Genomic DNA, 12,885 nt, shown 5'->3' with positions numbered 1-12,885 from the left:
CGCCCTGCTGCCCGCGTGCGCCCCCCGGCGGCGCCGGGCGCGCGAACGACGCGGACGACGCGGACGCACCACCGTGCGCTCTCCTCTCGTTTCGGATGCCTGGGCCCCGGCACCTCGCGGCGCCGGGGCCCGGTTCCCCCCGGTGACGACCCGGAGCCCCGAGCTCTCAGGGTCGTCCCCCCACGGGCCTGTTCCCCGAGCGGCCCGTCTCCCGGCAGAGATCTCCCCCGGACCACGGCCGCCAATCTCCCCAGGTCGTCACTCGAACGAGGGGTATTGGCGACAGGACCAGAGCTTTCGAATGGGGGTTCGATAGCTTGGCCGGGTGACCGTTTTCTCCGCACGGGGGGACGCCACGAGGGCGTTCGCGGACCGCGAGGCAGCAGCCCAGGAACAAGATCGTGAACAGTAGGGGGGTGCCGGACCGATGGCGCGGCGAATCGACGTGACGGGTGCGGACGGGGTGCGGCTGGCGGCGTGGGAGTTCACGCGGCCGCCGAAGGAGAGCGAGGAGGGGCGGGCGCCCGGCGTGCTGTTGCTGCACGGTCTGCTGGGCCGGGCCTCGCAGTGGGCGGGCACGGCCGGCTGGCTGGCCGAGCGGCACCGTACGGTCGCTCTCGACCAGCGCGGGCACGGCGCGAGCGAGAAACCGGCCGAGGGGCGGTTCACGCGCGAGGCGTACATCGCCGACGCGGAGGCGGCACTGGAGCAGCTCGGCCTGGGGCCGGCCGTCGTCATCGGCCACGGCATGGGCGCGCTCACCGCGTGGCAGCTCGCGGGGCGCCGCCCCGATCTGGTGCGCGGCGTGGTCGTGTCCGACATGCGGGCCTCGGCCCTCGGGGTGGCCGCGCAGCGGGAGTGGGTGGACTGGCTCAACGCCTGGCCGCTGCCGTTCCCGACGCTGGAGGCCGCGCGCGGCTGGTTCGGCGAGCAGGACCCGTGGGTGGAGCGGCCGAACCCGGCGCGCGGCGCGTTCTGGGCGGAGATCATGGCGCGTACCGAGGACGGCTGGCGGCCCGGGTTCGACAAGGATCAGATGCTCGCCTCCCGGGAGGCCTGGGTGCACGAGGCCCACTGGGAGGACCTGTCCCAGGTCAGCTGCCCGACCCTGGTCCTGCGCGGCCTCGACGGGGTGCTGGGCCGGGCCGAGGCGCAGGAGATGGTGCGGGTCCTGCCACGCGGCACGTACGCCGAGGTGCGGGACGCGGGCCACCTCGTGCACCGCGAGCGGCCCGAGGCCTGGCGAGCGGTCGTGGAACCGTTCCTGGAGGGCGTCCTGACGGGGTGAGGATCGGCGGGGCCGGAGTCCGGGCCGCGTTCCGCCCGTGGGTCTCGGGGCCGGGCCTCCCCGTACAGCGGGGGCACGGCGTGGACACGGCGGGGGGCGGGGCCCCTCCGTACGTCCGGACGTCCCGGCCTTCTCCCCCGCCCCGCCCCGTCCCGTTCTGTCCCATCTCCCGCACCGTCTGCGCTCCGGGGCGCACGGACGTACCTCCGGGGCGCACGGCCGGCACCTCGCGGGGTCCGGCGGCGCCGGCCGGGCGCCGGGACCGGGGCCGGTGCGCGGGGCCGGCGAGCCGGGAAGAGCCACGGAGAGCCACGGAGAGCCGGGCCCGGGGGTGACGGCGCGGAAGGGCGGGGGCGGCGGCTGCCCGGGTCAGGCGCGGTCCCGCCCGCAGGCGTAGGCGAGCGGGCTGATCAGCTCTTCCACGTCGGGCAGCCACCGGTTGGCCGGGGTCGGGCGGCGGGCCCACTGCACGGCTCCCCGGCCGCCGAAGCGGGTCGGGGGCGCCGGCACGTACTGGCCCTCGCCGAGCGGTACGAGGTCGAGTCGCGAGGGGGACCAGCCGAGGGCGCGCACGAGGTCACCGGCCTTGGCCCCGCCGCCGGGCAGGACGAAGAACTGCATGCGGCGCTCCGGAGTGCGGGTGACCGGACCGAGCGTCAGGTCCATGCGCTCCATCCGGGCGAGGGCCAGGAACCCGGCCGTCTCGGGCACGTCGATCGCGTCGAAGGCGCGGCCGGTCGGCAGCAGGATCGCCGCGCGGGGCCGCTCCGTCCACAGCTTGCGGGCGACGGTCACGCTGCCCGTGGCCAGGGCCTGCCAGTCCTCGTCCAGCGGATGCGCTCCGGGGGCCGGGCAGTCGGCGGCGCCGCACGAGCAGCGCTCGGCCCCGTCCACCGCCTCCAGCCAGGTGCCGGGGACGACGTCCCAGTGCCGTTCCTCGGCGTACCGCGCGGCGGCGTCACGCAGGGGCTCCACGCGCTGCCCGGGGATGGTCACGGCTCCGGTCACTCCGATGGTCTTTTCCACGATCAGCACAACTGCGCCCGGCACCCCGGGTTACGGGCCGGGTGCGCGCCGGGGAGGTGCATCGATCCTGCACGCGGGGCGCACAGTGGCACCGCCGGGGGCGCGTACGGGCCGCCGGGCCGACAGGCGGGTACGCAGGTGGGGGGCGCTTACGGAGCCCCGCCGTCCGGGTACGGCCACCGGCATATGTCCCGCCCGGGAGGGGGCGGGAGGGGCGTCACAGGAAGACAGGAACAAAGACCGGAACGAAGACCGGGACAAAGACCGGGACGAAGACCGGGACGAAGACAGGAACACGGCGGGAGAGGCGATCCGGTCCGGGCCCGGAGAAACGATCCGGTCCGGGCCGGGAGGAGCGATCCGGTCCGGGCCGGAGAAGCGACCGGGCCGCGCCGGGAGAAGTAATACCGCATAGGTCCCGTATGCGGCGCATCTTCGGTTTGTCCGCAGGGCATTGATCAGCGAGGGCAGCACTTCACCAGCTCCACCAGGTCACTTCACCCAGTCCATCGAACGAGACCGATCACGCTGACCCTCGACGGTCCACGGTGCACACAGGGGGTATGCCATGGCCGCAAGGCCACTAGTCGCGCGGCAGCCGAACGAACGGCTGCAGGCGCTCATCCAGGAGGCCGGCTGCTCCAACGCCGGTCTCGCCCGCCGCGTGAACATGTGCGGCGCGGAACACGGGCTCGATCTGCGGTACGACAAGACGTCCGTGGCCCGCTGGCTGCGCGGTCAGCAGCCGCGCGGCCGGGCGCCCGCCGTGATCGCCGAGGCGCTCGGCCGCAAGCTGGGCCGGGCCGTCACGATCGACGAGATCGGCATGGCGAACGGCAAGAACCTCGCCTCGGGCGTGGGCCTCCAGTTCTCGCCGACGGTGCTCGGCGCGATCGAGCAGGTCTGCGAGCTGTGGCGCAGCGACGTGGGGCGCAGGGACTTCCTCTCGGGTTCCTCGGTGGCCTCCTCGGCGCTCGTCGAGCCCAGCCGGGACTGGCTGATCTCGGTGCCGGACGGCCAGGTCGCGCGCAACGGCGGCCCCCGGGTGGGCCCTTCGGACGTCGCGGCGGTCCGGTCGATGACGGAGGCCCTGGTCGGCCTCGACCACCAGTACGGCAGCGGGCATGTGCGGCCGGTCGTCGTGCACTACCTCAACAGCGTCGTCTCGGGGCTGCTCTCGGGCTCGTATCGGGAGAACGTGGGCCGCGAACTGTTCGGCGCGGTCGCCCGGTTGACGGAGCTGGCCGGGTACATGGCGATCGACACCGGCCAGCCGGGCCTCGCCCAGCGGTACTACATCCAGGCGCTGCGGCTCGCGCAGGCGGCCGACGACCGGGCGTACGGCGGGTACGTGCTGGCCGCCTCGATGAGTCATCTGGCCGCCCAGCTCGGCAACCCGCGGGAGATCTCGCAGCTCGCGCGCGCCGCCCAGGAAGGGGCGCGGGGCCGGGCCACGCCACGGGCCCGGTCGATGTTCCACGCGGCGGAGGCGCGCGGGCACGCCCTGCTGGGCGACCGCCGCTCCGCGCAGGAGGCAGTGGGCCGGGCCGAGTCCGAACTCGCGCGCTGCGCACCGGAGCGGGACGAGGACCCGGCGTGGATCGCGCACTTCGACGAGGCGTATCTCGCCGACGAACTCGCCCACTGCCACCGGGACCTGGGCGATCCCGTGCAGTCGGCGCGGGCGGCGGGCGCGGCGCTCGCGGGGCATCCGCCCTCGCGCACCCGGCGCCGCGCCATCGGCCTGGTCCTGCTGGCCACGGCGCAGGTGCAGCAGCGGGAGGTCGAGGAGGGCTGCCGTACGGGTCTGCGCGCGGCGGAGCTGCTCGGCTCGCTGCGCTCGAACCGGGGCGCCGAGTACCTGGACGACTTCCGGCTGCGGCTGGAGCCGTACCGGGAGGAGGCGGCGGTACGGGAGTTCGGGGCGCGGCTCGACCTCCAGGCGGTGGCCTGAGGGCGCGCCGGGGCGGACGGCTCGCGGCACAGGCGGGCGGGGAGCGGAGCGGCCGGGGGGCCGCCACCGCTCCCGGCCGCCCGGCCCGCCTCCGGCCTGCGGGGGGCGGGAGTTCGACGGCACCGCGCGGTGTCCGGGGGTTGGTGCTGCGTGGTGGGGGTACTCGGCGACCGGGTAGCGTGAGCCGACGATTCCGAGGGTCCCCCATTCGTAGGAGTTCCGGTGGCGCAGAGCGGTCATGGCGGAGAGCCGCGTCCTTCCGACGGTCGGCAGGCGCGCGAAGGGGTCGTCCTGCCGGCGGACGGCGGCGCGCCGCTGACGCCGGGGCCGGCGGCGACGCCCGCGGGCGGGACCCCGTGGGGCCCGGCGCCCACCGGACAGCAGCAGGGACCGGGGTACGGATACCCGCAGCCGCCACACGCCCAGCAGCCTCCGCAGCAGCCCTACGGTGACGGCGGTTACGCGTCGCCGCAGGGCCCGGGCCCGATCCCCCCGGTGTACGGGGCGGGCGGGGCCGACTCCGAGGCCACCCAGTACATAGCACCCATATCCGGCGATCCGGGCCCGGCCGGCGGCCCTGGCGCCTTCGGCCCGGACTCCGAGGCGACGCAGTACATCGCCCCCGTGCCCGGCGGCCCGTCCCCGCTCCAGGGGGGCCAGGGCCCCGGCCCCGGTGCGCTGCCGCCGGAGAACACCGATCAGGCGACGGCCTACCTCGGCCGGGTACGTCCCGGGGGTGAGCCGGGCCCCGACCAGCAGTCCACGCAGTACCTCCCGCCGGTACCGGCGGGTCCGGGTGCCCCGTCCCCGTACGAGGAGAGCCGGACGCAGCCCCCGGCCGAGTTCGACAACCTCTTCCGGACCGAGAGCCCGCAGGGCCCCGGCGCCTTCGACGAGGCCGGGTCCACGCAGCAGATGCCGGTGTTCACGCCGGGCGCGCCGGGCGGCCCGGGCCAGGCCCCGCCGCCGCCCTACGGCCAGACCCCTCCCCCGTACGGGCAGCAGCCCGGTTACGGCCGGCAGCCCGGCTACGGGCAGGGCGGCGGGTACGAGCAGGACGGCGGGTACGGGCAGCCGCCCCGGTCCGGTGGCGGGCGGCGCTCCGGCGGGGACGACGCGCGGCGCAGGAAGAACCTCGTCATCGCCGCGGCCGCGGGCGTGGTCGTACTGGCCGGGGTCGGGCTCGGCGCGGGGGCGCTGCTGAGCGGTGGGGGCGACGACTCCCCGAAGACCTCCGCCGTGTCCGCGACCTCCCCCACCACGGACAGCGGCGCGGGCGGGGACGAGGGGGACGAGCAGAAGGAGCAGCCGAAGCCCTCGCCGTCCGCCGATCCCGTCAAGCAGCAGGCGGTGGAGCTGGACAAACTGCTCGGGGACAGCAACAACAGCCGGGACGCCGTGGTGCGGTCGGTCGGCAACATCGGGCAGTGCAAGGCGCTCGGTCAGGCCGCGAGCGATCTGCGGGGCGCCGCGAAGCAGCGCAACGAGCTGGTGACCCGGCTCGGCGCCCTCCCGGTCGACAAGCTCCCGCAGCACGACCGGCTGACGGCCGCGCTCAACCGGGCCTGGAAGGCGTCCGCCACGGCCGACTCGCACTACGCGAACTGGGCGAGCGGCGGTTGCCGGGGCGGTCACCCGCGGGCCTCGGGGCAGCGGGCCGCCGGGGACCGGGCGAGCGGTCAGGCGACGTCCGCGAAGCAGGAGGCGGCGGGGCTGTGGAACGCGATTGCCAAGCAGTACGGGTTGAGTGAGCGGGACAAGAGCCAGTTGTAGGGGCCGGGGGTGTGTCGGCCTTGCGGCCTCGTCCTCAAGCGCCGGACGGGCTGGAGGGGCGTGCCGGGCGGGCTGCGGAGGGGCTTCGGCCTTCGGCCGTGTCCTCAAACGCCGGACGGGCTTGAAAGAGACTGCCGGACGGGCTTGAAAAATGAGCGTGCCGGGCGGGCTTGAGGGAAGCGGTTCGGGTTCAGCGGGCTGTTTCCAGGGTTTTGGTCGTGTCGGTTGTCGTGGGGCCCTCGGTGGGGGCTTGCAGGCGGCCTTCGTGGACGGTCTGGTAGGTGACGCGGGGGTTGATCATGCGGGGGTAGTCGATCACCGTGCGGGCTTCCCCGGTGCGCCAGTTGAGGGTGGGGGTCAGGCCGCCGGTGGTGACGTTCAGGCCGCTGTCGAGGGCTTTCCTGACGGTGGCGGCGGTGACGGGGCCGTCCTTCAGGGAGGCGACGGCGGCGCGCAGCACGGTGTAGGCGACCCAGGTGGTCTGCACCCCGGCGTCGGACGGGTCGACCCGGTTGTCGCCGAAGGCGTACTTCTTGACGACCTCGCGCATCGGTTCCCAGCGCGGGTCGTCCGCGGCCGGGTACCACCCGGTGACGCTCGCCCCCTCGTACGGGCCGGAGGCGCCGCCCGAGCGGTCGAGGAGCGCCTGGTCGACGCTGCCGAGCACGGAGGAGATCCGCACGCCGGGGCCCTCGGGGCGCAGGCGGCGGAAGGAGTCGAAGAAGGTGGCGGTGCGTCCGCCGAGTACGGCGGTGACGCAGCCCCGTCCCCCGGGCGCGGTACGGGCCCGGTCCAGGGCCTGCTGGGCCTGCGGCGTGTAGTCGGACAGGTCTGCGGAGACGGGCAGGTCGGCGACGGTGCCGCCGTGCGCGGCGAGGCCGATGCCCATGAGGCGGGCCCAGGGGTCGCCGACGATGGTGTCGGGCCGCACGAGGGACACCTTGGCGCAGGCCCCGGCGAGCTGACCGCCCTGTCCGGCGAGGAGGGCGGGCAGTCCGCCGTTGACCGGGTAGGACACCGGGTCGGTGAACTCCTCGGGCGTGATGCCGTAGCCGCCGATGTAGGGGATGCCGGCGATGGCGAGCGGGGAGAGGACGGCGTCGCCGTGCTCGCTGTAGGAGCCGACGACGGCGACGGCCTTCTCGCGGACGGCGCGCCGCGCGCAGCTCGCGGCGGCGACCGCGTCCCCGCGTTCGTCGCAGGTCAGGACGCGCAGCTGACGGCCGTTGATCCCGCCCTGGGCGTTGACCCAGCGTTCCACGGCGCGGGCGGTCGCCGTCATTCCCGGCAGGTTGGTCCCGGCGGACTTCTGCGGGGCCCAGGTCATGACGGTGACGGGCCCCTCGTCCTCGTCCCCGTGGCCGGGCAGCAGTCCGCAGCCGGACAGCAGCGCGGCGCCGACGCAGGCGAGCGCGGCGGCGGTGCGCAGCCGGCCGCGCGGGCGCCGTGCGGCGGAGGCGGTGCGGGGCGGGCGGGGCGCGGTGGGGAAGGGGGGTCTCGGGCCGGTCGTCATGGGCCCGCAGCCTGTCCGTGGCGTGCCAATGGCCGGGTCACCCGCGGTCAACACGTCGTGACGTACGGATGAACAGCGGGGTGCGGCTCGGTGCGCGGGCGGCCGGGAACGTACGATCACTGACCGTGCAAAGCTCGGAAAGCTCTTCCCGTCGTGCCCGCCGCTCCGCCACCATGGGGGGCATGCCACTCAACGACATGCCGTGGTGGCGCTGGCGCAGTACCGTGCGTTCCGCGCTGCACATGCTCTCCGACCCGGTGTTCCAGCAGGAGACCTGGCTGGCCGGGCGGGAGGGGTACGGGGATGTGACGGACGCGGTCTACCGGCTGGTGGAGGACACCTGGCTGGACAACTGGCCGGCCGAGAAGTACATCGGTTCCGTGTTCCGGGACGGCGCGGAGGCGGCCCTCGTGGACACCGCCGTGCTGCGGGTCCTGCGCATCCTGCACCAGGTCGGGCCGGACGCCCCGCCGGCCACGTACCTCCAGCACCCGGACTGGCCCGCGGCGGTCCAGGCCTGCCGCGAGGCGCACGTGCGGCTCGCCGTGGCGGACGGGGACGACCCGGAGGAGCCGCCGCGTTCCCTGGACGCGCTGAAGGCCCTCGTCCGCGCCGGGTGAGGGGGCCGGGCGTCCGTTGCTGAGACGCGCCGCTGCGGCGGGTGGCGGTGTGGGACCCTGGCGGGCATGACTGAACAGCCCGCCGCGTCCGCCCCCGCCACCTCCTCGTACGTGCTGACCCTGTCCTGCCCCGACAAGCAGGGCATCGTGCACGCCGTGTCGAGCTACCTGTTCATGACCGGGGCGAACATCGAGGACAGCCAGCAGTTCGGGGACGCGGACACGGGCCTGTTCTTCATGCGGGTGCTGTTCTCGGCCGAGGACCCGGTGACGCTGGAGAAGCTGCGGGCGAGTTTCGCGGCGGTCGGCGACTCCTTCCGGATGGACTGGCAGATCCACCGGGACAGCGACCGCATGCGGATCGTGCTGATGGTCAGCAAGTTCGGCCACTGCCTCAACGACCTGCTGTTCCGTTCCCGGATCGGCGCGCTGCCGGTGGAGATCGCGGCCGTCGTCTCCAACCACACGGAGTTCGAGGCGCTGGCCGGCAGCTACGGCGTGCCCTTCCACCACATTCCGGTGCCGAGGGACGGCAAGGCCGAGGCGGAGCAGCGGCTGCTGGACCTGGTGCGCGAGCAGGACGTCGAACTCGTCGTCCTCGCCCGCTACATGCAGGTGCTGTCCGACGATCTGTGCAAGCAGCTCAGCGGCCGGATCATCAACATCCACCACTCCTTCCTGCCGAGCTTCAAGGGCGCCAAGCCCTACCATCAGGCGCACGCGCGGGGCGTCAAGCTGATCGGGGCGACCGCCCACTACGTGACGGCGGACCTCGACGAGGGCCCGATCATCGAGCAGGAGGTCGAGCGGGTGCACCACGGCGTGACCCCGCAGCAGCTCGTGGCGCTCGGCCGGGACGTCGAGTGCCGGGCGCTGGCCCACGCCGTGAAGTGGCACGCCGAGCACCGCATCCTGCTCAACGGCCGCCGCACGGTCGTCTTCGCCTGAGCCGCCCGCGCCTGACGTCCCGCGCCAGATGGTCTACAGGCGGTCTACAGGCGGCTGAGCGAGGCGGTCGCGGTGAGGACGCGGCGGACGACGGAGCGGTCGCCCTCCTGTCCGGCGGCGGCCTCCTCGGGCGCCAGGTGCCCGGCGGCGAGCATGCAGAACTCGACGCCGTCCAGGCGTACCTGGGCGACGTCCTCGTACGGGGCGCGGGCGTCGGGCGGCCCCGGGTCCTTCGGGTCGACCTCGATGCGCCACTCGCCGCCGCCCGGCCCCTCTATGTCGAGCCGCAGGGTGCGCCGGGCCCGCGCGGCCGGCGTCGGCGCGGGCGCGGGGAGCGCGGCGAGGGCGTGCGGGACGAGCGTGGTGGCGAGGTCGATCATGCGGTGCAGGTGCGGTCCCGGGGGCCGGGCGTAGGGGTAGTCGACGGCGTCGGCGATGTCGCTCGCGTGCACCCAGCACTCGAAGGCCCGCTCGACGAGCGCGTCCCGCAGCGGCAGCGCGAACCCGCCGTAGGACACGGGCAGCAGCCCGGAGCCGATCCCCTCCCCCTCGGTGAGGCCGACGGTGCGTACGAGGGCGTGGCGCTGGGCGCGCCAGGGCCCGTGCTCGGCGCGGGTGGGCGGCAGCCCGGAGGCGCTCCAGTACGCCTCGGTGCGCGCCTCGGGCGGTACGGGGAGGGCGGGCGCCCGCTCGCCGAGCGGATCGGGCAGCCCGAGCGCGGTCGCGACCAGTCCGTCGACGGCCAGCAGGTGGCTGATGACCCCGGCGACGGTGGTACGGCGCCGGGCGGGGCCGCCGTTCTCGTACCAGCGCAGCTGGACGGGCGTGTGCCAGTCGGCGTCGCCGAGGGACGTCAGGAGCGCGTCGAGCCGCGCGGTCTCCGTGTCGTAGGGCACGGCCCACTCCGGTACGGGGACGCGGGGCGCCCTGCGGTCGAGGCAGCGCAGCAGGACGCGGGAGCGCAGCCCGGGGTCGAGGTCGAGGCTCTCCTCGGGGTGCAGGAGGCCCACGGCGTCGCGCAGCCGCAGCGCCTCCTCGGCGCACGGGCCGCAGTCGCCGAGGTGGGCCTCGACACGGAGCGCCTCCCGGGCGGAGCACGCGGACAGGGCCCACGCGCCCAGCAGTGACTTGAGCACCCCGTGGTCGAGCGCCCCGTCCTCCGCGTCCGGTATGCCCTCGTGGGGGCCGGACGGCCGCCCGGTCATCGCGGGTCCTCCTCGGGGGCGGGGGGCACCGGCGCGTCGTGGGCGGTGGACAGGAGCTGGAGGCCCAGGCGCAGGCGGCGCGCCGCCTCCTCCTCGGTGATGTCGAGGTCGGCGGCGGTCTGCCGGTAGTCGCGGCGCCTGAAGTACGCCTGGCGCAGGGCGGCGCGCAGCGGGGCCGGCATGGCGGTCACGATGTAGTCGGCGCGGGCGGCGGCCGCGGCCCGGCGGATCCTGTCCTCGGCGGCCCGGGCCCTGCTGTCCGCGTCGCCGGCGCCCGGGCCGGTCAGGGACTCGGTCTCGCTCTGCCGCAGCCGGCGCACCGCCTCGGTCCTCGCGAGGTCGGCGAGATGGGTGCGCAGCGGCTCGCGGTCCGGGTCGTAGCGTTCCGGGCACTCCCAGAGGCGGGCGAACACGTCGTGGGTGACCTGGGCGGCGGCGTGCTCCTCGGACAGGACGCGGTGGGCGAGCCCGTGCACGAGGGAGGCGTACCGGTCGTACACCTCGCCGAGCGCCGCCGCCTCGCCGCGGACGAGCCGCTGCCGCATCGTCCGGTCCCGGCGGCCTGGCGCTTCCATCGGAATCCGACCCCCTGGCTGGCTGTGCGCGCCGCGCATGGCGGCACCTCGCCGGTCCCCGCACCGGTCACAGCCCCATCATCCACACCTGTGATCCGAATGTAAGGGCCGTTCGGACCCCGGCACCGTCCTTTACGGCAATGTCGTCACTCTGAGACGCTGAAACTGGTAAAGGGAACCCGGAATGCCCTGTTCGGCCGCTTTGTGTGTACGCAAGTCATCCATCAGCGACTGAACCTGACCGATATCGATCGGCGTCTGACCGTATGTGGCCCTGTGGAACCGCACCCGGCCGCCGGAGAGTGTGATGGCGTACACGGCGGTTTCGGGGAAGCGCAGCCGGGAAGTCGCCGGTTGCACTGGAGAACGGAAACGGAACGTGGGATTCCAGTGGCACGGGGGCCGGGGGACGAAAGCCGGCCGCACAGGGCCGGCCCGGACGGGGCCGGTTCGCGCGAGGGCCGGTCGTACGGGGTTCGGTACGCGCGCTCGGGCGGCCGGGCCCGGGTCGTCGAACGGAAGGCGTGAGACGTGTCATTCCAGGTGACCGACGAGGAGCAGGACGGCTGGGCCGTGCTGCGCGTGTCGGGCGAGATGGATCTGGTCTCCTCGCCCGCGGTGCGCCAGCGCGTCCACGAGGCGGTGGCGGAGGGCCGGCACAGCGTCGTCCTCGACCTGTCCGAGGTCTTCTTCTGCGATTCGAGCGGGGTCGGCGTCATGATCGCCGCGCGCCGCCTGATGCGCTCGTGCCACGGGAGCCTGCGCGTCGTGCTGCCGGCCCGGGGCGCGGAGGACGGTTCGCACGTCAACCGGGTGCTCGCGGCGCTCGGGGTGCGCCGCCTCTTCGACGTCTACCCGGACGTCCCGACGGCCCTGGACGAACGCGTCCGGCCGATGTCCGCCTGAGCGGACCTGCGCCGCCCGGGGGTCCTACGACCTCTCCGCTGCGGGCGCCTCGCGCGGCGCGGGCCGGCTCTGGCTGCGTACCGCGCCGACGCTGGCCGCGATGACGAGGGCGATGGCCGCCGCCTCGATCCAGGACAGCGCCTGGGACAGGACCAGGAAGCCGGCGAGGGCGGCGATGGCCGGCTCCAGGCTCATGAGGACCGCGAAGGTCGAGGCGGGCAGCCGCCGCAGGGCGATCAGTTCGAGCGTGTACGGCAGGACCGAGGAGAGCACCGCGACGGCCGCCCCGAGCCCGAGGGTGCTCGGCACGAGCAGCGCGTCCCCGGCCTGCGCGATGCCGAACGGCAGGATCAGCACGGCGCCCACGGCCATCGCGAGGGCGAGCCCGTCCGCCTGCGGGAAGCGCCGTCCGGTGCGGGCGCTGAAGACGATGTACGCGGCCCACATGACGCCCGCGCCGAGCGCGAAGGCGACGCCCACCGGGTCGACGTCGCTCACGCCCGTCCCGCTGAGCAGGAAGACGCCGAGCAGCGCGAGCGCCGCCCACAGGACGCTGACGAGGCGGCGTGCGGCCACCACGGACAGCACGAGCGGGCCGAGCACCTCGAAGGTCACGGCGAGGCCGAGCGGGATGCGGTCGGCGGCCTGGTAGAAGAGGCCGTTCATGGCGGACATCGCGAGGCCGAAGGCGAGGACGGTGCCCCAGTCGGCGCGCCGGTAGCCGCGCAGCCTCGGCCGGCACACCACGAGCAGGACGACGGCGGCGACCACGAGGCGGATCGCGACGATGCCGAGCGGACCGGTCCGCGGCATGAGGCTCACCGCGAGCGCCCCGCCGAACTGGACGGACACGCAGCCGGTGAGGACGAGGCCGACCGGCCCCAGGCTGCCCGCGCCGCCCGCGCGGCCCGGGCCCCGGCCGCGCCACGGCAGCCGTCGCCCGCCCGCCGCCCGCAGTTCGCCCGCGACCTCCGGCTGCGCGACGGCAGCCGTCTCGATCCCCTCGCCCCGTACCGCTCCCATGCCTCCGCCTTTCGACCCGCCCCGCCGGCCCACGGTAGGGCGCCGGGGCGAGGG

General features: G+C 74.9%; 11 protein-coding genes. 6 read left to right on the top strand and 5 right to left on the bottom strand.

The window, feature by feature from the left end; translation table 11 throughout:
* The first annotated feature begins 427 nt into the window (after window positions 1-427).
* A complete protein-coding gene (locus tag AB0J21_RS05075) occupies window positions 428-1,288 on the top strand; it encodes an alpha/beta hydrolase (protein WP_363144419.1) in 861 nt (286 codons plus the stop codon).
* Between the two features lie 369 nt (window positions 1,289-1,657).
* Here the strand turns inward: AB0J21_RS05075 and AB0J21_RS05070 are convergent, their stop codons facing one another.
* Window positions 1,658-2,314 (bottom strand): bifunctional DNA primase/polymerase, encoded by a 657-nt coding sequence (locus AB0J21_RS05070; protein WP_363144418.1) that lies wholly within the window; start codon window positions 2,312-2,314, stop codon window positions 1,658-1,660.
* A 568-nt stretch (window positions 2,315-2,882) separates the two neighbouring features.
* Between AB0J21_RS05070 and AB0J21_RS05065 the strand changes: the two genes are divergently transcribed.
* Both AB0J21_RS05065 and AB0J21_RS05060 read left to right on the top strand, forming a co-directional pair.
* Complete coding sequence (locus AB0J21_RS05065) at window positions 2,883-4,268, top strand: transcriptional regulator (RefSeq protein WP_363144417.1); 1,386 nt, start codon at window positions 2,883-2,885, stop codon at window positions 4,266-4,268.
* Between the two features lie 222 nt (window positions 4,269-4,490).
* Window positions 4,491-6,041 (top strand): hypothetical protein, encoded by a 1,551-nt coding sequence (locus AB0J21_RS05060; RefSeq protein ID WP_363144416.1) that lies wholly within the window; start codon window positions 4,491-4,493, stop codon window positions 6,039-6,041.
* A gap of 190 nt (window positions 6,042-6,231) precedes the next feature.
* Here the strand turns inward: AB0J21_RS05060 and AB0J21_RS05055 are convergent, their stop codons facing one another.
* The gene (locus tag AB0J21_RS05055) at window positions 6,232-7,554 is read right to left on the bottom strand and encodes an ABC transporter substrate-binding protein (protein WP_363144415.1); all 1,323 of its coding nucleotides are present in this window, start codon (window positions 7,552-7,554) and stop codon (window positions 6,232-6,234) included.
* A 119-nt stretch (window positions 7,555-7,673) separates the two neighbouring features.
* On the opposite strand from AB0J21_RS05055, the gene AB0J21_RS05050 reads away from it, so the two are divergent.
* Both AB0J21_RS05050 and purU read left to right on the top strand, forming a co-directional pair.
* Window positions 7,674-8,174: a hypothetical protein gene (locus AB0J21_RS05050; RefSeq protein ID WP_363144698.1), complete on the top strand. Its 501-nt coding sequence runs from the start codon at window positions 7,674-7,676 to the stop codon at window positions 8,172-8,174.
* Between the two features lie 66 nt (window positions 8,175-8,240).
* The gene (gene purU / locus AB0J21_RS05045) at window positions 8,241-9,122 is read left to right on the top strand and encodes a formyltetrahydrofolate deformylase (RefSeq protein WP_363144414.1); all 882 of its coding nucleotides are present in this window, start codon (window positions 8,241-8,243) and stop codon (window positions 9,120-9,122) included.
* Window positions 9,123-9,166: 44 nt separating this feature from the next.
* Here the strand turns inward: purU and AB0J21_RS05040 are convergent, their stop codons facing one another.
* Both AB0J21_RS05040 and AB0J21_RS05035 read right to left on the bottom strand, forming a co-directional pair.
* Complete coding sequence (locus AB0J21_RS05040) at window positions 9,167-10,327, bottom strand: zf-HC2 domain-containing protein (protein ID WP_363144413.1); 1,161 nt, start codon at window positions 10,325-10,327, stop codon at window positions 9,167-9,169.
* Window positions 10,324-10,902, bottom strand: a complete 579-nt coding sequence (locus tag AB0J21_RS05035) for a sigma-70 family RNA polymerase sigma factor (RefSeq protein WP_363144412.1) — start codon at window positions 10,900-10,902, stop codon at window positions 10,324-10,326. The genes AB0J21_RS05040 and AB0J21_RS05035 overlap by 4 nt, the downstream gene beginning before the upstream one ends.
* Window positions 10,903-11,433: 531 nt before the next feature.
* Here AB0J21_RS05035 and AB0J21_RS05030 point away from each other — a divergent pair.
* Window positions 11,434-11,808, top strand: a complete 375-nt coding sequence (locus AB0J21_RS05030; protein WP_363144411.1) for an STAS domain-containing protein — start codon at window positions 11,434-11,436, stop codon at window positions 11,806-11,808.
* A gap of 24 nt (window positions 11,809-11,832) precedes the next feature.
* On the opposite strand, the gene AB0J21_RS05025 is transcribed toward AB0J21_RS05030, so the two are convergent.
* Window positions 11,833-12,831, bottom strand: a complete 999-nt coding sequence (locus AB0J21_RS05025) for an EamA family transporter (protein ID WP_363144410.1) — start codon at window positions 12,829-12,831, stop codon at window positions 11,833-11,835.
* Window positions 12,832-12,885 lie beyond the last annotated feature (54 nt).

Origin of the sequence: Streptomyces sp. NPDC049954 (genome assembly GCF_040656295.1) — a bacterium.
GTDB lineage: Bacteria > Actinomycetota > Actinomycetes > Streptomycetales > Streptomycetaceae > Streptomyces.
Note: the sequence above shows the minus strand (reverse complement) of the source record. Positions and strands in the feature narration are given on the sequence as shown.

Excerpts from the sequence above, each read along its gene's own strand:
- AB0J21_RS05040 (WP_363144413.1), bottom strand. The coding sequence starts at position 10,327 with ATGACCGGGCGGCCGTCCGGCCCCCACGAGGGCATACCGGACGCGGAG.
- AB0J21_RS05075 (WP_363144419.1), top strand. The coding sequence starts at position 428 with ATGGCGCGGCGAATCGACGTGACGGGTGCGGACGGGGTGCGGCTGGCG.
- AB0J21_RS05035 (WP_363144412.1), bottom strand. The coding sequence starts at position 10,902 with ATGGAAGCGCCAGGCCGCCGGGACCGGACGATGCGGCAGCGGCTCGTC.
- AB0J21_RS05025 (WP_363144410.1), bottom strand. The coding sequence starts at position 12,831 with ATGGGAGCGGTACGGGGCGAGGGGATCGAGACGGCTGCCGTCGCGCAG.
- AB0J21_RS05055 (WP_363144415.1), bottom strand. The coding sequence starts at position 7,554 with ATGACGACCGGCCCGAGACCCCCCTTCCCCACCGCGCCCCGCCCGCCC.
- AB0J21_RS05065 (WP_363144417.1), top strand. The coding sequence starts at position 2,883 with ATGGCCGCAAGGCCACTAGTCGCGCGGCAGCCGAACGAACGGCTGCAG.
- purU (WP_363144414.1), top strand. The coding sequence starts at position 8,241 with ATGACTGAACAGCCCGCCGCGTCCGCCCCCGCCACCTCCTCGTACGTG.